This is a genomic window from Haloarchaeobius marinus (genome assembly GCF_051207415.1).
Classification (GTDB): domain Archaea; phylum Halobacteriota; class Halobacteria; order Halobacteriales; family Natrialbaceae; genus Haloarchaeobius.
In genome coordinates, this window is sequence record NZ_JBPKGD010000002.1 from 556093 (window position 1) to 578995 (window position 22903).

Here is a 22903-nt window from a genome sequence, read left to right on the forward strand (position 1 = left end):
ATTCTCTATGTCGACACCGAACGTACACGACGGTGCGGTGCAGTCGCTGAGAGACGGGTTCGAGGGGAGCGTTCTCCAACCGGGGGACGAGGAGTACGACGAGGCCCGGGCGGTCTGGAACGGGATGATCGATCGACGGCCGGCGCTCGTCGCCCGGTGCGCCAGCACCGACGACGTGGTGCAGGCGGTCGACTTCGCCCGCGAGCACGGGCTCGAGGTGGCGGTCCGGGGCGGCGGCCACAACGTCGCCGGGACCGCCGTCGTCGACGAGGGCATCGTCGTCGACTGTTCGGCGATGAACGCGGTCGAGGTCGACCCGGACGGCCGGACGGTCCGGGCCGGTGGCGGCGCGACGCTCGGCGACGTCGACCGGGAGACGCAACGCTACGGCCTCGCGACGGCCCTCGGTGCGGTCTCGCAGACCGGCATCGCCGGTCTCACACTCAACGGCGGGTACGGCCACCTCGCCAGGGAGTACGGCCTCGCGTGCGACAACGTCCTGTCCGTCGAGATAGTGACCGCGGACGGCGAGGTCCGCCGGGCGAGCGAGGACGAACACGAGGACCTGTTCTGGGCGGTCCGTGGCGGTGGCGGGAACTTCGGCGTCGTCACCGAGTTCGAGTACGAACTCTACGAGGTCGGCCCGGAGGTGTACGCCTTCTTCGTGTGGTTCCACGCCGACGACGTGCCGGCGGTGATGGACCGCTTCCGCGACTGGGCCGAGGACGCACCACGGAACGCGGGCGTCCTGCCGTTCACCGGACACGTCCCCGACGTCGACGAGTTCCCCGAAGCCTCGTGGGGCGACCCGGCCATCGCCTTCCTCGGGTCCTACCGGGGTGACCCGGACCGCGCCGACGAGGTGTTCGGGTCGATACGGAGCGCCGCGTCGCCCGTCGCCGACTTCAGCGGACCGATGGCGTACACCGACCTGCAGTCGATGCTCGACGAGGACTACCCCGACGGACTGCGGTACTACTGGAAGTCCATCTTCCTCGACGACGTGACAGACGAGGTCGTCGACCTGATGATGCGCTACAACGAGTCGGCACCCTCGGCGCTCTCGACCATCGACCTCTGGCACCTCGGCGGGGCCATCGCCGACGTCCCGAAGGACGCGACGGCCTTCTGGCACCGCGACAAACCGTTCATGCTCAACTTCGAGGCGAACTGGGAGGACCCGGACGACGACGACGCGAACGTGGACTGGGCGCGCGAGGGTTTCGCCGAGGCCGAGTCGCTCTCCGTCGCCTCCGGCCGGTACGGCAACTTCCCGGGGATGAACGAGGACCCCGCCCGACTCGTCTTCGGCGACAACTACGACCGACTGGTCGACGTGAAGACGACGTACGACCCCGAGAACCTGTTCCACCTCAACCAGAACGTCGCGCCCCGGACCGGGGGCGGCGACGGCGCCGCGTGAGCGACCAGCGGGCCGGCGGTCGCGTCCCGTGGCGGAATCGCACGGTGCAGGCCGTACTGGCGAGTACGCTCGTCGCACCGCTCGGCGTCCCCCTGCTGAGTCCCGCGCTCCCGGTGGTCCGCGACCACTTCGGCCTGACCGACCCGGAGGCCAGCCTGCTGGTCAGTTCCTACTTCGTCGTCGGCATCTTCGTCTCTCCGTTCATCGGCCTCGGCGCGGACCGACTCGGACGCAAGCGCGTCCTCCTCCCCGCGTTGCTCGTCTTCAGCCTGACCGGTCTCACCGGCTACGTCGCGCCGAGTTACGCCGTCCTGCTGGGTCTCAGAGTGGTCCAGGGGACCGCGGCGGCGGCCCTGTTCGTCACGACGGTCACCATCATCGGCGACGCGTTCGAGGGCGTCCAGCGGAACGCCGTACTCGGGGTGAACGTCGCCGCCCTCTCGCTCGGGGCGGCGGTGTTCCCGGTCCTCGGCGGGGCGCTCGCGGGCGTCGCGTGGAACGTGCCGTTCCTCGCCTACGGACTCGGCCTGCCGGTGGCGCTGTTCGCCGCGGTCGCCATCCAGGAGCACCCCAGACCCGGACCGTCGTCCGACGACCGGAAGCCGACGGCGGAGCACGCGGCCGGACGCACGGAGTCGGCGTCCACCGGCGAGGAGGGGGGAGTGAGCTACCTGCGTGGCGTGCTGGGGCGACTCACCACGGCGATGGTCGCGCTCCTGACGACCGCGTTCCTCACCGAGTTCGTCCTGTTCGGCGCACTCTTCACGGCGCTCCCGTTCCTGCTGACCGCCTCGTACGCGCTGACCCCGGTGTACATCGGGGGCGTCCTGCTGGCGACCGAGGGGACAGCGATCGTCGCTGCCGCCGCCAACGGCCGACTGGCAGGTGCGATATCGAACGGCCGACTCATCGCCAGCGGGTTCGGCTGCTACGGCCTGTCGTTGCTCGGCATCTACCTCGCGCCGTCGCCGCTGCTCGTCGCCGTCGCGTCGCTCCTGTTCGGCGTCGGCCTCGGACTCACCATGCCCTCCGTCGATGCGGCCATCAGTCAGCGCGTCTCCACGAGTTACCGCGCCGGCCTCCTCGGTCTCCGCAACAGCACGACCTTCCTCGGGCGAGCGACGGGGCCGGTGGTCTTCGCGACGGGCGCGGCGCTCGTCGGCTACCCCCTGCTCCTCCTCGTCAGCGGCGTCAGCCTGGTCGTCATCGCCGTCGTGGCGTCCGTCGCAACGACCGCGTCGCGCGTCCCGGGCACGCCGAACGCCCCCTAGGGGTCCCCGCCGCCGACCGCGACACGTTCCGCCGCCACCCCGACAGTTACGGTCGTCGGGCGGGACAGTTCGAGTATGACAGACGGCGTCCACCTCGGGACGAACGAACGCGAATGGGAACAGACGGCCGACGGCACCCTCCGCGTCGCAGTCGTCGGACTCGGGTGGTGGGCGAGCGAGCAGGTGCTCCCCGCCGTCGCCGAGACGGACAACTGCGAGGTCACGGTCGGCGTGAGCGGGTCGCCGGACAAGCGCGAACGGGCCCTCATGGAGTGGGAGACCGTAGAGCACGCGCTCTCGTACGAACACTTCGCCGACGGCACGGCGGTCGACGCATACGACGCCGTCTACGTCTGCACGCCGAACGCGTTGCACCTCCCACACGTCGAGACCGCGGCCGAGTTCGGCAAGGCCGTCCTCTGTGAGAAACCGATGGAGGCGTCCGTCGACCGCGCCAGACGGGTCGTCGAGGTCTGCGACGAGGCCGACGTCGACCTGATGGTCGGCTACCGGATGCAGACCGACCGGGCGCTCCGGGCCGTCCGGCGCCTCGTCCGCGACGGCGTCGTCGGGGACCCGGTGCACGTCCACTCGCACATGTCACAGACCATCTCCCAGATGTTCGACGACCCGTCGCACTGGCGGTTGCACCCGGACCTCGCCGGCCCCGGGACGTCGGTGACCGACCTGGGCGTCTACCCGATAAACACGTCCCGGTTCGTGCTCGACGCCGACCCGGTCTCCGTGTCCGCCGCCACGTGGTCCGGTGACGACGAGTGGTTCGACGACGTGCCGGACGAGCGCGCGAGTTTCGACCTGGCGTTCCCCGACGGCGTCCACGCGCTCTGTAGCGTGTCCCAGAACGCCTACCACACGGCCGAGTTCCGGGTCGTGGGCACCGACGGCGAGATTCGGCTTCGGCCGGGATTCTTCGGGTCACAGTCCAACGAACTGCTCGTGTCGACGCCCGACGGCGAGACGGCGGTGACCTACGACCCGGTGAACCAGATGGCCGAACTGTTCGCGTACTTCTCCGACCGGGTACTCGGCGAGCAGCCGATTCACGCCGACGGCGAGCACGGACTCGTCGACATCGAGGTCGTCGAGGCGGTGTACGAGTCGGGCGCGGACGGCGAGCGCAAGTCCCTCTGAGGAGTCGTCGCTGCGACGACCAGGACCCCGGGCGCCATCGGAGTCGGGTCGCGTTTCGGCGCTTTCTCGTCACACGTATCCAGGACGGTCGTGTCCAGTAAACGAAGTCGACGCCGACCACCCTGGGGAGGGCCCCGGTTCCTGAAATACTCAAAGCACCTAACGAGTAAGGGTCAACTCGAAAGGTGGCTCGGACCTTCCCCACGCCCGGGCGTCGTACCGCGCCCAGAACGTGGCTGCCACCCACGCCACAGCAATTTTCTACTATCGTACTCTAACAGTAGAAACTATTAAGATAGTGAAAACACAACCGGGAGGTGTCCGAGCTACACCACGGCTCGACGGTCCAGTATGAACGAACCGAACGAGACGCTGAAGACGACCGGGAGTCGAACGACGTCGTTCCGTCAGAGACGTCGAAGCACGTCGTCCGACACGACGGAGTCGGAAGGCGAACGCGTCGACGACGGACAGGTCACGTGTCCCGAGTGCGGTGCCGCCGCCGTGACCGACGACGAACACGGCGAGACGGTCTGTGGCGACTGCGGCGTCGTCCTCGAGGAGGACCTGGTCGACCGTGGTCCGGAGTGGCGTGCGTTCGACAGTCGCGAGAAGAACGAGAAGTCCCGCGTCGGGGCCCCGACGACTCGGATGCTCCACGACAAGGGGCTCTCGTCCGTCATCGACTGGCAGGACAAGGACGCCTACGGGTCGACGCTGTCGTCCCGGAAGCGCCAGAAGATGCAGCGACTCCGTACGTGGGACGAACGCTTCCGCGCCCAGAGCGCCCACGACAGGAACCTCAAGCAGGCCCTCGGCGAGATAATCCGCATGGCCAGCGCGCTCGACCTGCCGGACAACGTCCAGGAGACGGCGTCGGTGGTCTACCGACGCGCGCTGGAGGACGACCTGCTCCCCGGACGGTCCATCGAGGCGATGGCGACGGCGTCGCTGTACGCCGCGGCGAGACAGGCGAACGTCCCCCGGTCGCTCGACGAGTTCGCGCCGGTCAGCCGCGTCGACCGTCGCGAGTTCGCGCGTGCCTACCGCTACCTCGCGAAGGAACTCGACCTCGCGGTCGAACCGGCGGATCCGGTCGACTACCTGCCGCGATTCTGTTCCGAACTCGCCGTCTCCAACGAGGTCAAACGGCGCGCCGAGACCCTCATCGAGGCCGGCAAGCGTCAGGGTGTCCACAGCGGCAAGTCGCCGGTCGGACTGGCCGCTGCGGCCATCTACGCGGCGTCCCTGCTCTCCGAGGAGAAACTGACGCAGAAGAAGGTCGGCGAGGTCGCCGACGTGAGCGAGGTGACCATCCGGAACCGCTACAAGGAACTCCTGCAGGCCGACGACGAGTTCCAGCAGGGCACGCAGGCGACGGCATGAACGCCCTCGCTTCCACCCGTTCCCAGCCCCGGGTCGGTCGGCCCGCCCAGCAGAACGACTAAACGAGTTCCCGACGAAGCACCGGAGACGACCCCACCGAGCATGAACGACACCGACGCAGGCGCGACCGACGAACTCGTCGCCGAGACAGTCGACCTCCTGAGGGCGTTCGAACTGACCGAGTACGAGGCGAAGTGCCTGGCCGCCGTCGCCCGTATCGGCCAGGGGACCGCGAAGGAGGTAAGCGAGGTCGCCGACGTCCCACAGGCACGCGTCTACGACTGCATGGAGACGCTCCAGGAACGGGGGCTGGTCGACGTCCAGCAGTCGAAGCCACGCCGCTACCGGGGAACCGACTGCGAGGAGGCCGTCGACACGCTCGAACGGCGCGTCCAGGGGAAGATAGAACGGCTCTCGGAGTTGCTCCCGCGCCTCCGCGCCGCCGAGCGCGAGGAGTCGAGCGGCGAGATATGGGTCACCGACGGGAGCGATGAGGTGGCCGAGCGCATGGCCTCGCTCCTCGACGACGCCGACGACGACGCGATGCTCGCCGTCGCGACGGACGACCTCCTGACCGCCGACCTCCTGTCCGCACTGCGCGACGCCGACGACCGGGACGTGGCCGTCACCGTCGGGTCGCCGTCAGCCGACATCCGCGAGGTCGTCGCCGAGGCGGTCCCGGGTGGCACCGTGGTCGAGACGTGGACGTGGTGGGAGTCACACCCCATCAGACCGGGCGCCGTCTCGAGCGTGCTGATGGTCGACGGGACGGCACTGCTCGTCAGCGCGGACGCGCCGTCCGACCTCCCCGGCGTCCGGACCCACCGGGCCGTCTGGACCGACTGCGCCGAAGCGCCCCTCGTCGGACTGATGCGGCCGCTCCTCGCGAACGCGATTCGCGGCGAGATCGGAACCCGTGCGGGTCGCTGACGCGGGACGTCGGTCAGGCGCACACCAGAGCGAGAATAGCGTCCCAGGCGGCCGGTCGCATCACTCCGCGACGACGCGTCGCAGGTCATCGACGAGGTCCGGACGCTGCTCGGCGAGTGCGCCGAGCAGTTCGGCCGCGCGCTGGCGGTGAAAGTCGGCCGCGACGGGTCGACCGTCGTCGGCGTAGTAGCGCCCGACGCCGAACAGTCCGGCGACGAGCAGGACGAGGTCGGCTGCGTCGAACCGGGTCGTGAACTGGTCGCGCGCCTGTGCGTCGAGTCGTGCAGACAGGGTGTCTACCCGCATCCGGACGGCGTCGACGATGCGGGCGCCGTCGTCGCTGGTCCGGTCCGAGTCGTCGAGGTAGCCGAGAGCCGAGCGCGTCCCGCGGAGCAGCCGACGGTCGACGTCGACCACGACGGTCTCGCCCGTCAACGGCCGCGGTTCCAGCGAGGGGGAGAGCGTCGGTTCGTCGCTGCGCACGGAACGGGTTGCCTGGGACATCGTTGGTCTCGACTGCGGCTTCTCCTCCCGGGAGTATATAAAGAGCCGACCGTTGGATTCAGTTCGCCTGATTTCGGTGACGCGGGGAACCCGACCTCGTTTCACGGGGCGATCCGGTCGTTTTATTGCGGTCACAGATTCGTCCAGAAGTTTCAAAACACTCGCTAAGGCTTCCGTTCCGGGTTCCGATATCGAGCCGGTTCGCCGGTCGTCGGTCGACGCGAACCGGGTCTTCAATCCGGGCCTGTAGGTCGTTCGTCGGGTCGGTCCCCCGTTTCGTGACCGGGGCCGACAGGGCACCGGCAACGCGTCGACGCCTCACTCCTGTGCCTCTCGGAGCCGCTGGAGGACCGGAATCTCCGCGATTCGGTCGGCATCGAGTTCGTCCCAGCGGATTCCGACCAGCGTCGATGCCTCCCCCGACGGACGGACGGTACGTTCGGGGGTCACGACGAGGTCCAGACGGACGTCGTGGCTCGAACTCGGCAGGGGCCGGTCGCGGACCTGAATCTCGTGGACGGTCGTGGCGACGGTCGTCGTCCGGTCGACGAGGCCGAGTTCGTACAGAATCGCGAACTCGAGGTCGCTGTACCCCTCGCCCTTCCCGATTCGGGACCCGTCCTCGTCGACGGCGACGCTGCCGGCGACCACGAGGTCCACCGGTGCCACCTCGTCGGGCGTGACCGGCACGCCGGCCTCGGCGGACCCACCGACCGTCGTCGCGTGGTCGACGTCGTCTATCTCGTCGGGGTCGAGACGGAGGAAGCACCGCTCGTCGCGGAGTCTGGGAACCGCCATGTAGACCGTCTTTCCCTGCCGGAGAGCGGCCCGGCGGACCGGCAACTGCGGCGCGTCGGGGTTCGCCTTCACCGTCTCGGCGGCCTGCCACTCCCCGGTCGCCGCGAGGCGGTCTGCGGCCTCGTCCGCACCGGCGAAGTTCGGGATGCGGCCGTGTGGCGGGTACGGGAACCGGTTCACGCCGGCTGCTTCGAGTTCGTCCCACACGGACTCGCGGATGGCCTGCTTCTCCATGGTCACGTTCGACGCGTCGAGGTACTAAGCGGTTCGTGCTCCCGTCGCGGCCGGTCGTCACCTCGACCGCCCGTTCGAACCGCATCGTCACCAGAGGAAGGCCAGTTAGCGATAGATAATTACCAGTTACTGGTCAGTTGCCGAAGGAACGTAGCGGGAGGAGGTGGCGGGCCGAGGGTTCGGGGTGGTGGAGGGCTGAGGTGTGGTCCCGTTCTGGAGGCGGGCCGTCTAGGCGCCCGTGGAGTCGGACTGGCCCGGGCCGTGACCGTGACCGATCACGAGCGTTACCATGTTCAGCGCCAGGAGGCCGAGGAACGTGCCCGCTCCGTCTGCACTCCCCAGTCCCGTCAGCAGGATGGGCAGGTGGACGAACGGGAGGACGACGGCCAGCCAGAAGCTGGCCATCCTGACGGGGGCGAACAGTTTCTTCGGGACGATGCGGTCGTCGGGGGACTCAGGGAGCGCAGTTGACATCGGGGACACCTCGTCGGCGTCTGCTCGTACTACGGACACCCCCATATAACGGGCCGAGGCTTCAGTTCAGTTCGGACAGTTTCACAGGTTAGTTACCCATTTAGCGCTGATTTTCCACGCCCTCAGAGAGACTTAGACGGTTTATTGAACGTTTCTCTGTTTCTAACCGACGTTATCAGTCCTATAAGGTACAGAACCTGTCAATTTCGTGGCGGCGCTGGACCCCGAACCGGGGCGGTCGAACCGCCCCTGGTCGCGCGCGAACTGAACAGTCTTACCGGCAGTTGCGCCTTTAACTGTCGGGGTACACAACCACCGCCATGGAACTCGACTACGTTCCGCTCGGTCGTACGGGCACGATGGTAAGCGAACTCGCCTTCGGTACGTGGCGATTCGGTCGCGAGACGGAGGCGGGAACCGAGATCGGCGAGAAGCGAGCGTACGAGTTGCTCGACGCGTACGAGGACCACGGCGGTCGATTCATCGACACGGCCGACGTGTACGGCGGGGGCGACAGCGAGACGTGGATCGGCAACTGGCTGGCCGACCGCGACCGCGAGGACTACGTCGTCGCCTCCAAGATATACTGGCCGACACGCGAGGAGGACCCCAACGGACGCGGACTCTCGCGCAAGCACCTCCGGCGACAGATCGATCTGATGCTCGAACGGCTCGGGACGGACTACGTGGACCTGCTCTACATCCACCGGTGGGACGACGACACCCCCGCCGAGGAGTTCATGCGCACGCTGAACGAGTTCGTCGACGCCGGCAAGGTGAACTACCTCGGCGCGTCGACCATGTACCCCAACGCCTGGAAGGTCGCCAAGGCGAACGAACTGGCCGAACGGCGCGGCTACGAACCGTTCACGGTCACACAACCCCGGTACAACCTCGTCGACCGCGAGGTCGAGGCGAACTACCTCGACATGTGCGAGGACTACGAACTCGGCCTCTGCCCGTGGAGTCCCCTCGCCCAGGGGTTCCTCACCGGGAAGTACACCCGTGCCGACCAGGACCCGGACGACTCCAAGGTCGCCGCCGAGGACCGCTTCCGGGAGCACTACCTGACCGACGAGAACTTCGACCTGCTGGACGAACTGCAGACGGTCGCAGACGAGGTCGGTGCCACCCCGGCACAGGTCGCCATCGCGTGGCTCCAGCACCACCCCCGCGTGACGGTTCCCCTGCTCGGCGCCCGGACCGTCGAGCAACTGGAGGAGAACCTCGAAGCCGCGACGGTCGAACTGAGCCAGGACCAGTTCGAACGCCTCGCGGAGGCCAAGGACCAGCCCCTCGCCGGCATCTGAGACGGCCTCGTCCCTCTCCGGTGAGTCACGCCGGAACTCCCGTCCGTGTCGTCGCACCCGCTCGGCAATTTCTTGGTCGTCCGAACCCAACCTGCAGGCATGGCTACAGAGACCGCGACCTTCGGCGGCGGGTGTTTCTGGTGTACCGAGGCGGCCATGAAGGAACTCGACGGCGTCGAGCGCGTCACGTCGGGCTACGCGGGCGGCCACGCCGAGAATCCCACCTACAGGGAGGTCTGCTCCGGCGAGACCGGTCACGCCGAGGTCGTACAGGTCGCGTACGACCCGGACGTCGTCTCGTACGACGAACTGCTCGAGGTGTTCTTCGCCACGCACGACCCGACGCAGCGCAACCGGCAGGGGCCGGACGTCGGCACCCAGTACCGGTCCATCGTCCTGTACCACGACGACGAGCAGCGGCGACGGGCCGAGGCGTACGTCGCGGCGCTCGACTCCGAGTACGAGGACGACGTCGTCACCGAACTCGAACCGCTCGAGACGTTCTGGGAGGCCGAGGAGTACCACCAGGACTACTTCGAGAAGAACCCGAACGACGCCTACTGCCAGATGCACGCCCGGCCCAAGGTCGAGAAGGTCCGCCAGAAGTTCCAGACCCTGCTGAAGGAGACTTAAACCCGCAAGGTCGGATTCCTCCCACCCGTTTACCGGTGGGCTTCCTCCTTGCATTCATGTCAGAGACAATTCCCACTGTAAATGGCGACATAGTTCTCAGCCCGGTCGAAGTTCCCAATATTTATCTGGACTTCGACACAGCCTTCACCATTCGTAAGGTCGTAGTCGGCGATGGCACCGGACGATTCGCTGTCCGTCCACGAGTGGAGGGTCGTCCCCGGTGGGTCCTCCGGGAACGTTCCGACGGATTCACCTTCTGGCTCCCGCGGCTCTCCAGCCTCCATCTCGACCACCTCCCTATACTCGGTTCTTCCGTCTTGTCGTTCGACAGAGAGATGCAGCGTGTGCTGTTTGTCGTCGAAGTTAAATGCTGTGACCGATTTGATGCGTGGTGCTGCGGGCGTCGAACGGAAGTTGGACAGACAGCCAGACAGCCCCGCAACGGCTACTGCACAGGTGGAGAGGGTCTCACGACGGGTCCGTGACATTACATTATATATCTATCTCCGATGAAATTAAACGTTCTCCTGACGAACGGCCTCACGTCGCTCCAGCGCGAGAAACTCGACGCGGTCGGCCTCCTCGAGTACTTCGACGCGGTGGTGGTCTCGCAGGCGGTCGACGCCTGGAAGCCCGACCGCGAGATATACGAGATCGCCGAATCGAGACTCCCCGGCGAGGCGTACACCTTCGTCGCCGACGACTACGAACGCGACCTCGCGCCCGCCGTGGAACTGGGCTGGGACGCCGTCCTCGTCGGCGACGACCACCCGGCGGTCACGTGCGTCGAGACGCTCTCGGACCTCGACCCGGGCGTCTGAGCCGACCGGGGTGGGCGGTTCTCACCTCGCCACGCTGCGGTCCAGCGGGTCCTCGATGTCGCCCATGATAGTCTCCAGCGCGTCCGTCGCCGTGACCAGTCCGACGACGTCGCCCTCGCCGAGGACGAACGCGAGTTCCTGGCCCTCGGCCTGGAACTGGTCGATGGCGTCGGTGACGCTCGTGTTCGCCGAGAGGGTCATCGGCGGGGCCGCGAGGTCCTCCCAGTCTATGTCTCCGGACCGGATGTCGTCGACGTGTTCCAGCAGTGCCGGCACGTAGACGATGCCGAGGAACTCCTCTACGTCCTCGCCGACGAGGGGGTACCTGGTGTGGGGCGACGACTCCACGCGCGCCAGGTTCTCGTCGTCCGGGAGGTCCGTCGACAGGAGGACCACGTCGTCGACGTCGACCATCACGTCGCTCATCATAACGTGGTCCGCGGTGAGTGCGCTGATGACCTCCTCGTGACGTTCTTCGGAGAGTTCTCCCTGTTCGAGCAACGAGTCGAGGCGGTTGCGGAGTTCGGCGCGGTTCTCGACCACGTCCTCGTTGGCCTCGAGCCACGCACCGGTCATCTCCACGCCGAACAGTTTCAGCGTCCACTTCGCGACGGTGTCGCCGACGGTGATGAGCGGCGAGATGACGAGCGCGAAGTAGTGGAGCGGCCGGGCACCCCACCGGCAGACGAACTTGGTGCGCTCGACGCCGAGGTACGTGGGGGTCTGCTCGCCGTGCGTCAGGTGGAGCAGGTTGATGATGAGGAAGGCGACGAGACCGCCGGCCCCCAGGGACGCGAGCACCGTGTTCTCGAAGTACGGCTCGAAGATGGCCGCGAGCGCCGGTTCGGCGACGATGCCGACGGCGATGCTGGACGCGGTGATGCCGACCTGACAGCTCGTCAGGTAGATCTCGAGGTCGTCGGTCATCTCCCACGCCCTGCGGAGGGCGGGCGTGTCGAAGGCTGACTCGGGGTACTGTCGGACTCGCGTGAGTGCGAACTCGATGGCGACGAAGAACCCGTTGGCCAGGATGAGCAGTAGCCCGGCGACGAGTCGGAGACTTATCGCTAGCGGGGTCATCACTCTGGGATTGGAGCAGGCGCGGAAAAATCCCTTCGGTCCTCGTCCGGTCCGACCGTACGTCGATGCCGCCCGACACTCACTCTCGCGTCAGCACGCCGATGCGGTCGCGGAGGCCGTCGACGTCGACCCACGCGACTCGCCCGCCGGGCCACCGAACGGGGTCGGTCAGTTCGAAGGCCGCCATCGCCGCGTCGAGGTCGTCGGTCCCCAGCAGGTAGGCACACGGCGACGCCGGGTACGCGTCGAGTCGGTCGGCCAGCTGGCCTGCTCCGGTGGGGGCCGCGACCGAGAACGGGCGGCCGGGGACGGAGTGGAGTTCGGCACCGAGTTCGGGGCGAGTCGACGTCCGTGGGGAGGGGAGTCGGTAGAGTCGGTCGAGGACGTCGAGAACCGGTTCGGGGTCCTCGACGCCGAGGACGACCTCTGCGACGCCGGTCAACGGACTGTCGGCCAGTTCCGGCGTCGGCGTGACCCGATAGGACCGGGGCGTCCGGTCCGCGATGACGAACGGGACGGCCTGTCTGAGCGACTCCGGTCCCACGACGCCGGCGTCCCACTCGACGCGCGTCCCGTCGGGCCGGTCGCGACCCTCCGCGAACGGGCCGGATACTGGCACGCCGGGCGCGATGGCGGCACGCAGTTCGGCCGTGACGTCCGCCACCTCGACCGCCCAGGCTGCGGGGCCGCCGTCGTCGGTGACGTGGCGAGGCCATCGGACCGGGCGGACGTCCGCACCGGTGGGGGCGATGAGTTCGAGGTAGGACCCGTCGGCGAAGCCGCCGATGGCCATGTGCGTGCTCCCGTCGGCGTGTTCGCCGCCGTAGGTCGTGACGAGTCCCGCGTCGGCGAACCGGCCGACGCAGTCGTCGAGGTCGTGCCAGCCGAACGCGACGTGGTCGATCCGCATACGCCCACACCGACGCCGACGCCCATAACGATGCCCCCGTGTGCGGGGGACTACGGCGCTGTGGGCGGTGGACGGAACAGCCACGATATCGTTCGGCGGCGAGCACCGCTGCATCGCGAATCAGTACCCTTTTCGCTCCGTACTGCCGACGTCGTCCAACGGCAGCGACAGAATTCTGGAGAACGGCCCACCACTTTCTACAGGATTCTTACGGATGAACCCAACTATCTCCCCGCAGATACTCCCGGTTCCACGGAACGATGGCTCTACGAGTCACGCTGTAAGCCACTCCTGAAATCGACTCAGGAATCACAACATTCTTTTTGACGGGATACTTTAGTACTACCATGTACGACCTGACTGGGTTCCAGCGGGACCTGTTGTACGTGATCGCCGGCCTCGACGAGCCGCACGGATTAGCTATCAAGGACGAACTGGAAGACTACTACGAATCGGAGATTCACCACGGTCGACTCTATCCGAACCTCGACACCCTCGTCGACAAGGGCCTCGTCGAGAAGGGAGAACTCGACCGCCGGACGAACTTCTACACGCTGACCCGTCGCGGGCGGCGTGAGATCGACGCCCGGCAGGAGTGGGAAGCACAGTACGTCGACCGGATGGAGACCGCGGAAGCGTAACGAGGGAAGTCGACAGACCGGGTCCCGCCACCGGCAGACAGCAGGGGGGAGTCGGTTCCGTCGCGATTCTTCGAGACACTACTGGCCTTCGAGCGACTGCTCCGGGTTCCTCACGAGGACTCCCCGCACGAACGGTTCGACCGGTGGCACGCCGACGTCCAGGCGCTCCAACGCCTGCACCTCGAACCGGTCGTCGGCGATGAATCGCTCGTCCGTCGCCCGGTCCAGGTGACAGCCACCGGCGACGCGCTTCCAGACCGGCGTCGCGGCCTGCTGGATTCGGTTCGTCCAGTCCTTCGCGCGGACGTGCTCGAAGAACCGGAACTCCCCGCCCGGTTCGAGCACCCGGGCGACCTCGTCGATGGCCGCGTCCACGTCCGGTATCGTACAGAAGACGAGCGACGCCACGACGACGTCGACGCTGTCGTCTGGGAGCGGGATGGCTTCTGCGCCGGCGTCGTGTATCGTGATGTCGAGTCCGCACTCCCGGGCGCGTGGTTCGGCCCGCTTTCGCATGTGCGGGTCGGGTTCGATGCCGACGAACTCGACGGTCGGGTCTCGACGGCTCACCTCGGCGAAGTACGGGAACATCGCTCCCGTCCCGACGCCGACCGCGAGTACGGTCCCCCGGCAGCCCGTCGCCAGCCAGCGGCGGTGGGGTTCGACGCGCGATTCGAACGGACCGACAACCGGGTCGTACAGGGCGGCGAACAACCGGTGGCCGTCGCTATCCGTCGACCCGTCGTGGGAGGTCATCCGGGTTCACCCATCGACGTCGTGGAAGTCGTCGGCTCGCGGTCGACGTCGGCCGCGGTTCGTTCGTCCGTCGGTCTCACCCGGCCGCGTGGTGTCTCGCATTCGCCCGCCAGTTGTACCCGGCGACACTTATGTGTCCGCCGGTGGGGTGGTCAAGGTTTTTGCCCGCGGCGGACCCAGGTCTGCTATGGCCCGTTCGCTCGGTGGCACCCTGGTGAAGGGCGTCGTCGCCGTACTCGCGCTCCTGTTCGTCCTCGCCGTCGTTGGAACCGTCGTGAGCGTGGTCGTCGGCGTCCTCAGTGCCGTCGTCACGCTCGTCGTCGCCCTCGGACTGCTGGTCCTCTTCGGCGTGGCCGCCGCAGGGGTGGTCTCACTCCTCGGTGACGACGATGAGACGGACGACGCCGGACCGGCGGCCGACCTGGGTCCGCCGGGCGCCGACGTCGATACAGAGGACCCGACGACGCGCCTCCAGCGCCAGTACGTGGCGGGCAACATCGACGAACGGGAGTTCGAGCGACGACTCGACCTCGCGCTCGACGACCCCGAAGCCGAACCCGACCCCTACGCGGACGAAGGTGACCGGGACGAACTGGACAGGGACCTCGACCGGTTGTGGGAACGGTAGCCGACCCGACCACTTCTCCTGTACGGACGGGTGGCGTCCTCGCCCCCGGCCAGTGGCGATGCGAGGACGACCCCGACGTCGGGTCGTGCCAGGTGCCTCCCTCGTCTGACTGCTGCGCTCCGGTCAGCCGTGCGAGCGCCGAGCGACGTCCTCGCGCTGACGTCGTTCGAGTCGGTGACTCGCGTCTGGCCGCGACGTCGGTCGCGTTCCGGGGCTCGACTCTCGTGGCTCGACCCGTCCTGCCATCATCCGATTTGCTATCGTGATATGTGATTTACCAGCCGGAGCGGACCAGTAACAGGCGACTCGAACACGACGATCTGGAGTTTCGGGGGCGTAGGCGGAGGACTCGCGGTCAGGAGCACGCCCGCCCCGGCGACGACCGGTCGAGTTCGCGAATCGCCGTGCGGACGACCGCACGCGCACTCGGCAGTCCGGCGCGGAACGACGGAATCGAGAGAGAACAGTTCGGTTCAGACGGGGCGTCGGCCGGACTCAGGCCTCGCTCGTGTCGACGTTCCCGTTCACCACGACGAAGCCGTAGTCGCACTCGGGGCAGTGCCACTTGATCTTCTCGCCGAGGTGGATGAGGGTGCTCGCGGCGCGGTAGAAGGTCCGGTCGGTCTCGCAGTCGGGGCAGTAGTGTTCCATCTCCAGGCTCATGGCCCCACCTCTGTGGGCGTGGAACTTTATTGATTCGAAGCGCGCCTACCCGAACAGTCGCTCGACGTCGATGTCGATGCCGTCTCCGTCGTCCGCGGGCGTGTGGGCCGACCGGTCGACCGACACGCCGTCGACGAACCGCTCGAACGGCTCGCTACCCACGTCTTCGCTGGTCGGTTCCACTTCCAGGTCCGCCAGCGCGATGATCTCCTCCAGGGTGTCCTCGGGGAAGGTATCGAACAACTCGTCGGGAGCCGCACTACCGTTCGGGAGCGTCATGACGTTGACTGTGTGTCAGTGACATATTAAACTACGTCAGACGCTCGGCCGACGTGGCTGCACGCCACCGGCGACGTGGCGGTGAGACGACCCGTCGAACGCCGGCCTCCGGGAACCGTTCTCGACCCGTGCCGAGCGCCCTCCCGAACGAGCTCCGTTCACCAGCTCCGTGCAGCGACTCGACTCGCGGTCACGGTCGGGTCCGAAGAGCTGGTCGGGGAGGGCAGGAACGTAAATCTCATGGCACGATATCGAATCCCGGCCGTGGCGCGAGCGACGCGACGGGAGTTAAGTGCCTCTCGTTCGAACCCACGAGCATGAAGATATACACCGGTCGAGGGGACGAGGGGATGACGGACCTCCGGGACATGTCCCGAATCTCGAAGACGAGTCCACGCATCGAGGCGTACGGGACCGTCGACGAGTTGAACGCCCTCATCGGGACGGTTCGGCCGACCGGTCACGACGACGTCGACGAGAAACTCGAAGGGGTACAGAACCACCTGCACATCGTCCAGGCCGACTTCGCGAACCCCGACGCGGACGAGGACGACCCGGTCGTCGAGAGCGAGCACGTCGAGCAACTGGAGGCGTGGATCGACGCCTACGACGACGAACTGGAACCGCTCACGTCGTTCATCCTCCCGACGGGGAGCGAGAAGGGGTCACGACTCCACCACGCGCGGGCGGTCTGTCGGCGCACGGAGCGGCGTGCGGTCGCGTTCGCCGCGAACGACCCGGCGAACGAGACCGCCATCACGTACCTGAACAGACTCTCTGACGCCCTGTTCGTCTGGGCGCGCGTGGTCAACGCGCGCGACGGCGTGCCCGAGGAGAACCCGACGTACTGACCGTCTCCGACGACGGCGTCGACCGGCATCCGAATCAGGGACGCTCGTACACTATCATGCCGCCGCGCTCGTGCCGTTCGACGGCCTCGCGTTCCTCGAGAACGTCCAGATGGCCGATGGCTTCGCTCATGCCCGAGAACTGCTCGGTGACCGGGAGGTCCTCGAACAGGCCGTGCATCACGTCGACGGCGGTCATCGGGCCGTCGAGCAGTTCGAGGACGTCCGCCGACCGGGCGCCGTGGGCCGCGAGTATCTCGTCGATGCGGCCCGCCGGGTCGGTGATGACGTCCCGGTGGCCCGGCAGGAGTCGGTCGTACCCGGCGTCGCGCTGGCGCGCCAGGTGGACGTTGTACTGTGGGAGGACCCGGGGGCGCTCACCGCCGGGTTCGGTCGGCGGCTGGAGGAACGGGTTCGGGGTGATGTCGGGGAGGACGTTGTCGCCGACGATGCCGACGTACGCCCCGTCGTCGTCCTCGTACGAGAACGTCGCCTCGCCCGGGGCGTGGCCTTCTACCCGGTCGACCGTCACCGTGGTTCCGGCGACGGTCAACTCGTCGCCCGCCTCGACCGTCTCGTCCACGTCGACGCTCGGCGCGTAGTTCAGGAACGCCTCGGGCAGTTCGGTGACCGTGTCAGCCGTCGAGGCGGCCATCCCGTTGCGCTCGAAGAAGTCGAGGAAGAACGAGCGTTCGTACTCCCAGCGCGATTCGAAGTCGGCGACGATGTCGGCACACGGGTCGCTCGCGACGACGGTCGCCCCGAGTTCGCCGAGCCGGTGGGCCAGGCCGAAGTGGTCGGGATGCGGGTGGGTGATGAGCACCCGTTCGACGTCCTCGGGCGCGAGCGCCTCGCTCTCGAGTGCGTCGAGAAGTGCAGCCCACGCCTCTTCACCGTCCGGTCCCGGGTCGACGAGCGTCCGGCCCGCGAGATACGCGTTCACCCGACCGACCTGGAACGGCGTCGGAATCGGAAACCGCTCGAACATTGCTCCGGAGTACAGGGCCGTGGGGGTAAACTCTTCGGCTACGGAGAACGGTCGGCGAGACAGGGGGAGACCCGGGTGATGCCCACGGGTCGTGGGTGCGTCGTGCCGTCGAGACGCACCGGTCGGCATGACTGGCTATGGGAGCCGAGACGACGGTTTGACACGGAGTGTCTGTCGCCGACCGTATTTTTAGGTAAGCCAAAGAATCACTAAAGCGCTACGGTTTCGGCCGTCCCGGACGGGGAACGCGACGCGAACGCATCTGTCGTTATACAGGCGACACTTTTATCATCTCAACTCCCCTATCTTCGAACATGAACCGCCACTTCAGAGATGCCCGCTACCACGCCAAGCGAGCAGGCGAAGAACTCTACCGGGGTATCGACATGGAACTCGAACCGGTCCGCGAGATGGTCGCAGCGTACCGCGGCGAGGAACCAGAACCGGAACGGACCCGCGTCGATCGGATCCAGTCCGAGGTCACCGGCCGTGCCGGCGAGGCCCGACGCCGCGTCGGTGAGATGCGGTCGCGCGCCTAGGGCGGAAAGGAACTCTTAAGTTTTAGAACCGGGTAGCCGGATGTACCGCGGGTTGGTGGTCTAGTCCGGTTATGACACCTCCTTCACACGGAGGAAGTCGGCAGTTCAAATCTGCCCCAACCCACTTCTCGGACGACAACGCGACGAAGAGCGGAGCGAAGAGGCGCGGAGCAAGAGGTGCGGACCGACGGAGTCGGGTGGCGGACGCTCTGACAGGCTTCAGTTCCTCGACCGCGACCTGCCCGGACCGCGGTCGATGGACCGGAAGGTCGCCGCCGCCTCCTCGAAGCCGTCGTCAGTGTGGCGGAGTCGCGCTTCGAGTTCCTCGGCCTCGCGCTGCAGGTCGCGGAACTCGCCGTGGCCGTCGAGGACGTCCGGGCTGTGTCCCATCTCCAGGAGTTGCTGGCTGGCCGTCAGTCGGGTGTAGCGACGGAAGACGTCGCCGTGGTCTCGTGCCAGCAACTGGTGTTCGATGGCGTCGACGAGGTCTCCGTGCCGAACAGGCTTGCAGAGATAGTCGTCGAACGGCAACTCCAGTATCGTGAAGCTGGGTTCGACGCCGGTGACGACGACGACGCTGACGTCGGCGGTCCGGCGCTGGACGGCTTCGAGGACCTGGTCCCCCGACTGGTCGGGAAGGTGTCGTTCGAGCAGGACCACGTCGACGCCGTCGAGTTCCCCGAGCGCTTCCTCCCCGTCGTAGACCGTTCGAACGTCGTAGTTTGCCCGGAGCCAGAGGGTGTACATGTCGGCCAGTTTCTCCTCGCCGTCGACGACGAGGACCGTCGGTCGGTCGCCTTCGCGGTCGCCTTCGCTCTCGTCCGCAGGCATGTGATGGCGACTAGGAACCGGTGGACCGAGTTATAGTTTGTCGCCACTTCGACCGGTCGACGTCGACGCCTGTGCACTCGTGGCGACGTCGTGGCGGTTCCGGCCGAACCGTGGCGGTCGCAGGGGAGTTGGATTACCAGGACGGTTCGGTTCGATTCGATGTGTTCGATTCGATGTGTTCGATTTGATGTAGAGGCCGGTGTGCCAGGACGCCTCGATGCTGGACGGTTACGCCGGCGACGCACCGGCGTCGGGACCGTCTTCGTCGACGGCTTCTACGTCGTCAGCTTCTACGTCGTCAGCTTCGTCAGTGGCGACCTCGTCGGTGGCGACCGGTTCGGTGGCCCTGGCCTTCGCCTCCTGTAGTTCGCGCTCTACCTCCTCGCGGCCTTTCTGGAACTCGCCCATCGCCTCGCCACTCGACCGTGCTAGCTTCGGCAGTTTGTCCGCGCCGAAGAGCAGGATGACGAGCAGGAAGACGAGCACGAGCTCCGGGCCGCCGATGCCGCCGATGAACAGTGGTACGGTCATTGCTTTATCCGTGGACCGTACGGCCGCAGAGGAGATAAGCATCTCGCGGCCGTGACAGGTGCCCGGCTCCGATGCACAGTTTTACGTCGCGGACGCCGTAACCAAATCGACGGACTCGATGGAGACAGAACACGCCTGTACGGTCGGCGACGCCCGCGATATGGAGGGGCTGGAGGAGGACTCGGTCGACCTGGTGGTCACCTCGCCCCCGTACCCGATGATTTCGATGTGGGACGAGACGTTCGGGTCCCTCAACCCCGAGGTGCGAACAGCACTGGAGTCGGGCGACGGTGACCGGGCGTTCTCGTTGATGCACGAGGAACTCGCGGCGGTGTGGGCGGACCTGTCCCGCGTCGTCCGACCAGGCGGAATCGTCTGCCTCAACGTCGGCGACGCGACGCGCAGTCTGGACGGCAGTTTCTCGCAGTACCCCAACCACGCCCGGGTCACGGCGGAGATGCGAGACCTCGGCTTTCGACCGCTGCCGGACGTCCTCTGGCGGAAGCCGACGAACAAGGCGAGCAAGTTCATGGGGTCGGGGATGCTCCCGCCGAACGCGTACGTCACGCTCGAACACGAGTACGTGCTCGTGTTCCGGAACGGGGCGGAGTCGCGGTCGTTCGAACCGGGCAGCGAACGCCGGTACGAGAGCGCGTACTTCTGGGAGGAGCGCAACGACTGGTTCTCGGACGTGTGGACGGACGTGGCCGGCGAGGTGCAGGACCGCCACGTCGACGACGCCGTCCGGAGTCGCTCGGGTGCGTTCCCGGTCGAGATACCGTACCGGCTGATCAACATGTACTCGGTGTACGGCGACACCGTGCTGGACCCGTTCTGGGGCACCGGCACGACGACGCTGGCCGCGATGCTCGCCGGCCGGAACTCGCGGGGCTACGAACTGGACGCCGGGTTCGCGGCGACGTTCGACGACCGCATCGAGGCGCTCCCGGAGCGCTCGCGTCGACTGGTCGACCGGCGCCTCGACCGCCACCGCGAGTTCGTCGAGCGACGCCGGCGCGAGGGCGAGACCTTCGACTACCGCTCCGAGCAGTACGACTTCCCGGTGACGACGAAACAGGAGCGGACGATGCGCTTCTACGAGGTGACGGACGTCCGGACGACCGGGGACGGGTATCGCGTCGCGTACCGACCCCGGTGAGAACTCGGTCGGGACGGCGGCCGGAACCCACCCCGACCCGGACGACGACTACAGCGCGTCGAGGACGTTCAGATAGCCGGACCCGTAGTATGCCTTGTCGTACCCCGACGGCACGTCGGCCGCCTCCTTGAGGGCGGATTCGACCTGGGCCGGGGAGTAGCCGGGGTTGTTCGCCAGCACGAGCGCGGCGGCACCGGAGACGTTCGGTGCTGCCATCGAGGTGCCGGCGGCCCAGCTGTACGAGTACGAGGCGTCGCCGATTATCTCGCCGTCTTCGTTGCGTTCGAACTCGGCGACGGTGCTCAACACGAGGTCCAGGTACCAGTACTGGCTCGGGAACTCCAGGTCCGCGTCGCCGCCGGGGGCGCCGAGGTCGATGGCGTTCGTGCCGTAGTTCGTGTAGAACGCCGGACTCGCGTAGTCCGATTCGAGTCCGGGGTCGCCCCAGCCGAACCCGATGGGACCGGTCGCACTGATGCTCAACCCCGTGGCGCCCTCGTTCGGGAGACTGATCCACTGTCCGTCGTGCTGGAGGTCGGCCCCGGAGTTCCCGGCCGACATGACCACCAGCGTCCCCTCCTGTTTCGCGTGGGTCAGCGCGCTGTTGAGGGCGCCGCCGTAGAACTGGCCGAACCGGCCGTCGTCGACGTAGGCCCGCCGAGGTGCGTACGCCCCGAGGCTCATGTTCGCGACGTCCGCGTCCACTTCGACGCTGTGCAGGATCGCGGCGAGGATGACGGAGAACGGTGCACCCTCTCCGTACGGGAACACCCGACAGTCGACCAGTTCCGCCCCGGGTGCCGTTCCGAGCACCCCCGTCTCGTTCTGGTCGTTCGCAGCGATGATGCCGGAGACGTGCGTACCGTGATAGCCCCCGTACGGGTAGCCCACGCCGAGGCCGTCGCCGCTGAAGTTCTTCGAGAGGTCGAGGTTGACGTCGTCGAGGTCCGGGTGGTCCGCCGCGATGCCGGAGTCGATGACTGCCACGCGGACGCCCTCGCCCCGAGTGACGTCGTGCGCCGCCGGGATGGAGAGGTCCTGCTTGTCCCACTGTAGCCCGACCAGCGGTTCGTCGAGAGACTCGCTCGCGTCGTCGGGGACGGCCGAATCGACGGCCGGTTCGTCCAGTTCGAGGATGGGGTCCGGTGCGTACCCGACTGACTCGCTCTCGACGTCCGCCTCACGACCCGTGACGGCAACGTAGCCGAGGCCCGGTAGGTCCTCCTGGACCGTCAGACTCGAGAGGTCGGCCCCCTGTTCCGGTCGCATCAGGTATCGTCCGGTCTCGCTGGCACTGGCGGGCACGCTCCCCACGGTCAACCCACCGAGGGCTATTCCGCCTGCTTTGAGAATGCTACGTCTGCTCGGGTCTCCACTGATTGGATAACGCGACATGACAGCCTAAATTCAACACCACCGACGATAACGTTATGGGTCGAGATACCATGGTCCACGTCCGTGGACGTCTCGGTTTTTCCTGTCGGCGGGGTCGACCGAACGAGGGGCCCTCAGATGATGTACCACTGCCGGAGCAACGCGCCGATGGCGTCGAACGCGCGAAAGCCGACGCCGAAGGCGAGGCCGCCCGGAATCGCGCCGAGGACGAGCGCGCGCTGCCAGTGGACGTGGTGGCGACGGGACAGGCCGACGACGAAGAGTCCCATCGCCCAGAGACCGACGACTGCCCGGACGGTCGGGTTGGGGACGCCGGCGACGACGCAGGGCGCCGTCGCGTAACAGAGCACCTGGACCGTCTCGCTGACGCCGCCCCGGTCCTTCGCGAACGGTATCAGGATGACGGTCTGCAGGGCGGCGAGCAGGTGGACCGCGGCGGGGGTGACGAGCAGCACGGCCACGCCCAGCCAGAGCGCGGCAGACAGGGGCTCGCTCCCGGCGACGACCGGGTAGGCGTCGTCGACGAGCGCGAACCGCACCACCTCCTCGACCAGGACGACGGTCATCGCGAACACGAGTCCCGGTGCCTGGTCGGCGGGTGCGATACCGTTGTCGAAGAACCGTCGGGGGCGGACCAGCACCTCGACCCAGGCGCGTGCGAGGCCGGTCGGGCCACGGGCCCGGCCGCCTTCGGGGTTCTCGGTCCACTGGGTCATCGA

At 67.2% G+C, this 22903-nt stretch carries 27 protein-coding genes and 1 tRNA gene; 14 read left to right on the plus strand and 14 right to left on the minus strand.

Annotation, left to right across the window (positions count from 1 at the left end; genetic code table 11):
* Positions 1 to 7: 7 nt before the first annotated feature.
* From ACSC1W_RS08860 to ACSC1W_RS08880, 5 genes are all read left to right on the plus strand, one after another.
* Positions 8 to 1423, plus strand: a complete 1416-nt coding sequence (locus tag ACSC1W_RS08860; protein ID WP_435346740.1) for an FAD-binding oxidoreductase — start codon at positions 8 to 10, stop codon at positions 1421 to 1423.
* Positions 1420 to 2694 carry an MFS transporter gene (locus ACSC1W_RS08865; RefSeq protein WP_435346742.1) on the plus strand — a complete coding sequence of 425 codons (1275 nt, stop codon included), beginning with the start codon at positions 1420 to 1422 and terminating at the stop codon, positions 2692 to 2694. The genes ACSC1W_RS08860 and ACSC1W_RS08865 overlap by 4 nt, the downstream gene beginning before the upstream one ends.
* A gap of 75 nt (positions 2695 to 2769) precedes the next feature.
* A complete protein-coding gene (gene gfo6, locus ACSC1W_RS08870) occupies positions 2770 to 3846 on the plus strand; it encodes a D-xylose 1-dehydrogenase Gfo6 (RefSeq protein ID WP_435346744.1) in 1077 nt (358 codons plus the stop codon).
* A gap of 351 nt (positions 3847 to 4197) precedes the next feature.
* The gene (locus ACSC1W_RS08875; RefSeq protein ID WP_435346745.1) at positions 4198 to 5232 is read left to right on the plus strand and encodes a transcription initiation factor IIB; all 1035 of its coding nucleotides are present in this window, start codon (positions 4198 to 4200) and stop codon (positions 5230 to 5232) included.
* Between the two features lie 102 nt (positions 5233 to 5334).
* Positions 5335 to 6162 (plus strand): TrmB family transcriptional regulator, encoded by an 828-nt coding sequence (locus tag ACSC1W_RS08880; RefSeq protein WP_435346747.1) that lies wholly within the window; start codon positions 5335 to 5337, stop codon positions 6160 to 6162.
* A 60-nt stretch (positions 6163 to 6222) separates the two neighbouring features.
* On the opposite strand, the gene ACSC1W_RS08885 is transcribed toward ACSC1W_RS08880, so the two are convergent.
* The 3 genes from ACSC1W_RS08885 to ACSC1W_RS08895 form a co-directional block, all read right to left on the minus strand.
* Positions 6223 to 6666 (minus strand): hypothetical protein, encoded by a 444-nt coding sequence (locus tag ACSC1W_RS08885; RefSeq protein ID WP_435346749.1) that lies wholly within the window; start codon positions 6664 to 6666, stop codon positions 6223 to 6225.
* Positions 6667 to 6984: 318 nt separating this feature from the next.
* Positions 6985 to 7698 (minus strand): 5-formyltetrahydrofolate cyclo-ligase, encoded by a 714-nt coding sequence (locus ACSC1W_RS08890; RefSeq protein WP_435346751.1) that lies wholly within the window; start codon positions 7696 to 7698, stop codon positions 6985 to 6987.
* A gap of 228 nt (positions 7699 to 7926) precedes the next feature.
* Positions 7927 to 8217, minus strand: coding sequence for a DUF8028 family protein (locus tag ACSC1W_RS08895; protein ID WP_492764720.1), 291 nt, complete (start codon positions 8215 to 8217; stop codon positions 7927 to 7929).
* 275 nt (positions 8218 to 8492) lie between these two features.
* Between ACSC1W_RS08895 and ACSC1W_RS08900 the strand changes: the two genes are divergently transcribed.
* Both ACSC1W_RS08900 and msrA read left to right on the plus strand, forming a co-directional pair.
* Entirely contained in the window at positions 8493 to 9482 is a 990-nt protein-coding gene (locus ACSC1W_RS08900) for an aldo/keto reductase (RefSeq protein ID WP_435346755.1), read from the plus strand.
* A gap of 99 nt (positions 9483 to 9581) precedes the next feature.
* Positions 9582 to 10115, plus strand: a complete 534-nt coding sequence (gene msrA / locus ACSC1W_RS08905) for a peptide-methionine (S)-S-oxide reductase MsrA (protein ID WP_435346757.1) — start codon at positions 9582 to 9584, stop codon at positions 10113 to 10115.
* A 59-nt stretch (positions 10116 to 10174) separates the two neighbouring features.
* On the opposite strand, the gene ACSC1W_RS08910 is transcribed toward msrA, so the two are convergent.
* A complete protein-coding gene (locus tag ACSC1W_RS08910) occupies positions 10175 to 10603 on the minus strand; it encodes a hypothetical protein (protein ID WP_435346758.1) in 429 nt (142 codons plus the stop codon).
* A gap of 21 nt (positions 10604 to 10624) precedes the next feature.
* Here ACSC1W_RS08910 and ACSC1W_RS08915 point away from each other — a divergent pair, with 21 nt between their 5' ends.
* A complete protein-coding gene (locus ACSC1W_RS08915; protein ID WP_435346760.1) occupies positions 10625 to 10936 on the plus strand; it encodes an HAD family hydrolase in 312 nt (103 codons plus the stop codon).
* Positions 10937 to 10957: 21 nt separating this feature from the next.
* On the opposite strand, the gene ACSC1W_RS08920 is transcribed toward ACSC1W_RS08915, so the two are convergent.
* Positions 10958 to 12016 carry a CNNM domain-containing protein gene (locus ACSC1W_RS08920; RefSeq protein ID WP_435346762.1) on the minus strand — a complete coding sequence of 353 codons (1059 nt, stop codon included), beginning with the start codon at positions 12014 to 12016 and terminating at the stop codon, positions 10958 to 10960.
* A 79-nt stretch (positions 12017 to 12095) separates the two neighbouring features.
* Positions 12096 to 12926, minus strand: coding sequence for a VOC family protein (locus tag ACSC1W_RS08925; protein ID WP_435346764.1), 831 nt, complete (start codon positions 12924 to 12926; stop codon positions 12096 to 12098).
* A 347-nt stretch (positions 12927 to 13273) separates the two neighbouring features.
* Here ACSC1W_RS08925 and ACSC1W_RS08930 point away from each other — a divergent pair, with 347 nt between their 5' ends.
* On the plus strand, positions 13274 to 13567 hold the full coding sequence (locus ACSC1W_RS08930; protein WP_435346766.1) for a PadR family transcriptional regulator: 294 nt from the start codon (positions 13274 to 13276) through the stop codon (positions 13565 to 13567).
* 78 nt (positions 13568 to 13645) lie between these two features.
* Here ACSC1W_RS08930 and ACSC1W_RS08935 read toward each other — a convergent pair whose 3' ends face one another.
* Positions 13646 to 14323, minus strand: a complete 678-nt coding sequence (locus ACSC1W_RS08935) for a class I SAM-dependent methyltransferase (protein WP_435346768.1) — start codon at positions 14321 to 14323, stop codon at positions 13646 to 13648.
* 187 nt (positions 14324 to 14510) lie between these two features.
* On the opposite strand from ACSC1W_RS08935, the gene ACSC1W_RS08940 reads away from it, so the two are divergent.
* The gene (locus ACSC1W_RS08940; RefSeq protein WP_435346770.1) at positions 14511 to 14951 is read left to right on the plus strand and encodes a hypothetical protein; all 441 of its coding nucleotides are present in this window, start codon (positions 14511 to 14513) and stop codon (positions 14949 to 14951) included.
* Positions 14952 to 15446: 495 nt separating this feature from the next.
* On the opposite strand, the gene ACSC1W_RS08945 is transcribed toward ACSC1W_RS08940, so the two are convergent.
* Together ACSC1W_RS08945 and ACSC1W_RS08950 are read right to left on the minus strand one after the other, a co-directional pair.
* Complete coding sequence (locus tag ACSC1W_RS08945) at positions 15447 to 15614, minus strand: DUF7838 family putative zinc beta-ribbon protein (protein ID WP_435346771.1); 168 nt, start codon at positions 15612 to 15614, stop codon at positions 15447 to 15449.
* Between the two features lie 45 nt (positions 15615 to 15659).
* Positions 15660 to 15893: a hypothetical protein gene (locus ACSC1W_RS08950; protein WP_435346773.1), complete on the minus strand. Its 234-nt coding sequence runs from the start codon at positions 15891 to 15893 to the stop codon at positions 15660 to 15662.
* Positions 15894 to 16210: 317 nt separating this feature from the next.
* Between ACSC1W_RS08950 and ACSC1W_RS08955 the strand changes: the two genes are divergently transcribed.
* A complete protein-coding gene (locus ACSC1W_RS08955; RefSeq protein WP_435346775.1) occupies positions 16211 to 16744 on the plus strand; it encodes a cob(I)yrinic acid a,c-diamide adenosyltransferase in 534 nt (177 codons plus the stop codon).
* A 34-nt stretch (positions 16745 to 16778) separates the two neighbouring features.
* Here the strand turns inward: ACSC1W_RS08955 and ACSC1W_RS08960 are convergent, their stop codons facing one another.
* Positions 16779 to 17729, minus strand: coding sequence for an MBL fold metallo-hydrolase (locus ACSC1W_RS08960; protein WP_435346777.1), 951 nt, complete (start codon positions 17727 to 17729; stop codon positions 16779 to 16781).
* Between the two features lie 314 nt (positions 17730 to 18043).
* Here ACSC1W_RS08960 and ACSC1W_RS08965 point away from each other — a divergent pair, with 314 nt between their 5' ends.
* Positions 18044 to 18268, plus strand: a complete 225-nt coding sequence (locus ACSC1W_RS08965) for a DUF7553 family protein (RefSeq protein ID WP_435346778.1) — start codon at positions 18044 to 18046, stop codon at positions 18266 to 18268.
* Positions 18269 to 18317: 49 nt separating this feature from the next.
* Positions 18318 to 18392: transfer RNA gene (locus ACSC1W_RS08970), tRNA-Val, on the plus strand.
* Positions 18393 to 18487: 95 nt separating this feature from the next.
* Here ACSC1W_RS08970 and ACSC1W_RS08975 read toward each other — a convergent pair.
* Both ACSC1W_RS08975 and tatA read right to left on the minus strand, forming a co-directional pair.
* Positions 18488 to 19099 (minus strand): response regulator transcription factor, encoded by a 612-nt coding sequence (locus tag ACSC1W_RS08975; protein ID WP_435346780.1) that lies wholly within the window; start codon positions 19097 to 19099, stop codon positions 18488 to 18490.
* A gap of 228 nt (positions 19100 to 19327) precedes the next feature.
* Positions 19328 to 19630, minus strand: coding sequence for a twin-arginine translocase TatA/TatE family subunit (gene tatA / locus ACSC1W_RS08980; RefSeq protein WP_435346782.1), 303 nt, complete (start codon positions 19628 to 19630; stop codon positions 19328 to 19330).
* Positions 19631 to 19748: 118 nt separating this feature from the next.
* On the opposite strand from tatA, the gene ACSC1W_RS08985 reads away from it, so the two are divergent.
* Positions 19749 to 20789, plus strand: a complete 1041-nt coding sequence (locus ACSC1W_RS08985) for a DNA-methyltransferase (RefSeq protein WP_435346783.1) — start codon at positions 19749 to 19751, stop codon at positions 20787 to 20789.
* Between the two features lie 48 nt (positions 20790 to 20837).
* On the opposite strand, the gene ACSC1W_RS08990 is transcribed toward ACSC1W_RS08985, so the two are convergent.
* Both ACSC1W_RS08990 and ACSC1W_RS08995 read right to left on the minus strand, forming a co-directional pair.
* A complete protein-coding gene (locus tag ACSC1W_RS08990) occupies positions 20838 to 22058 on the minus strand; it encodes a S8 family peptidase (RefSeq protein ID WP_435346785.1) in 1221 nt (406 codons plus the stop codon).
* 239 nt (positions 22059 to 22297) lie between these two features.
* Positions 22298 to 22900 (minus strand): YIP1 family protein, encoded by a 603-nt coding sequence (locus tag ACSC1W_RS08995; RefSeq protein ID WP_435346787.1) that lies wholly within the window; start codon positions 22898 to 22900, stop codon positions 22298 to 22300.
* Positions 22901 to 22903 lie beyond the last annotated feature (3 nt).

Excerpts from the sequence above, each read along its gene's own strand:
- ACSC1W_RS08860 (WP_435346740.1), top strand. The coding sequence starts at position 8 with ATGTCGACACCGAACGTACACGACGGTGCGGTGCAGTCGCTGAGAGAC.
- gfo6 (WP_435346744.1), top strand. The coding sequence starts at position 2,770 with ATGACAGACGGCGTCCACCTCGGGACGAACGAACGCGAATGGGAACAG.
- ACSC1W_RS08875 (WP_435346745.1), top strand. The coding sequence starts at position 4,198 with ATGAACGAACCGAACGAGACGCTGAAGACGACCGGGAGTCGAACGACG.
- ACSC1W_RS08880 (WP_435346747.1), top strand. The coding sequence starts at position 5,335 with ATGAACGACACCGACGCAGGCGCGACCGACGAACTCGTCGCCGAGACA.
- ACSC1W_RS08885 (WP_435346749.1), bottom strand. The coding sequence starts at position 6,666 with ATGTCCCAGGCAACCCGTTCCGTGCGCAGCGACGAACCGACGCTCTCC.
- ACSC1W_RS08890 (WP_435346751.1), bottom strand. The coding sequence starts at position 7,698 with ATGGAGAAGCAGGCCATCCGCGAGTCCGTGTGGGACGAACTCGAAGCA.
- ACSC1W_RS08895 (WP_492764720.1), bottom strand. The coding sequence starts at position 8,217 with ATGGGGGTGTCCGTAGTACGAGCAGACGCCGACGAGGTGTCCCCGATG.
- ACSC1W_RS08900 (WP_435346755.1), top strand. The coding sequence starts at position 8,493 with ATGGAACTCGACTACGTTCCGCTCGGTCGTACGGGCACGATGGTAAGC.
- msrA (WP_435346757.1), top strand. The coding sequence starts at position 9,582 with ATGGCTACAGAGACCGCGACCTTCGGCGGCGGGTGTTTCTGGTGTACC.
- ACSC1W_RS08910 (WP_435346758.1), bottom strand. The coding sequence starts at position 10,603 with ATGTCACGGACCCGTCGTGAGACCCTCTCCACCTGTGCAGTAGCCGTT.
- ACSC1W_RS08915 (WP_435346760.1), top strand. The coding sequence starts at position 10,625 with ATGAAATTAAACGTTCTCCTGACGAACGGCCTCACGTCGCTCCAGCGC.
- ACSC1W_RS08920 (WP_435346762.1), bottom strand. The coding sequence starts at position 12,016 with ATGACCCCGCTAGCGATAAGTCTCCGACTCGTCGCCGGGCTACTGCTC.
- ACSC1W_RS08925 (WP_435346764.1), bottom strand. The coding sequence starts at position 12,926 with ATGCGGATCGACCACGTCGCGTTCGGCTGGCACGACCTCGACGACTGC.
- ACSC1W_RS08930 (WP_435346766.1), top strand. The coding sequence starts at position 13,274 with ATGTACGACCTGACTGGGTTCCAGCGGGACCTGTTGTACGTGATCGCC.
- ACSC1W_RS08935 (WP_435346768.1), bottom strand. The coding sequence starts at position 14,323 with ATGACCTCCCACGACGGGTCGACGGATAGCGACGGCCACCGGTTGTTC.
- ACSC1W_RS08940 (WP_435346770.1), top strand. The coding sequence starts at position 14,511 with ATGGCCCGTTCGCTCGGTGGCACCCTGGTGAAGGGCGTCGTCGCCGTA.
- ACSC1W_RS08945 (WP_435346771.1), bottom strand. The coding sequence starts at position 15,614 with ATGAGCCTGGAGATGGAACACTACTGCCCCGACTGCGAGACCGACCGG.
- ACSC1W_RS08950 (WP_435346773.1), bottom strand. The coding sequence starts at position 15,893 with ATGACGCTCCCGAACGGTAGTGCGGCTCCCGACGAGTTGTTCGATACC.
- ACSC1W_RS08955 (WP_435346775.1), top strand. The coding sequence starts at position 16,211 with ATGAAGATATACACCGGTCGAGGGGACGAGGGGATGACGGACCTCCGG.
- ACSC1W_RS08960 (WP_435346777.1), bottom strand. The coding sequence starts at position 17,729 with ATGTTCGAGCGGTTTCCGATTCCGACGCCGTTCCAGGTCGGTCGGGTG.
- ACSC1W_RS08965 (WP_435346778.1), top strand. The coding sequence starts at position 18,044 with ATGAACCGCCACTTCAGAGATGCCCGCTACCACGCCAAGCGAGCAGGC.
- ACSC1W_RS08975 (WP_435346780.1), bottom strand. The coding sequence starts at position 19,099 with ATGCCTGCGGACGAGAGCGAAGGCGACCGCGAAGGCGACCGACCGACG.
- tatA (WP_435346782.1), bottom strand. The coding sequence starts at position 19,630 with ATGACCGTACCACTGTTCATCGGCGGCATCGGCGGCCCGGAGCTCGTG.
- ACSC1W_RS08985 (WP_435346783.1), top strand. The coding sequence starts at position 19,749 with ATGGAGACAGAACACGCCTGTACGGTCGGCGACGCCCGCGATATGGAG.
- ACSC1W_RS08990 (WP_435346785.1), bottom strand. The coding sequence starts at position 22,058 with ATGCGACCGGAACAGGGGGCCGACCTCTCGAGTCTGACGGTCCAGGAG.
- ACSC1W_RS08995 (WP_435346787.1), bottom strand. The coding sequence starts at position 22,900 with ATGACCCAGTGGACCGAGAACCCCGAAGGCGGCCGGGCCCGTGGCCCG.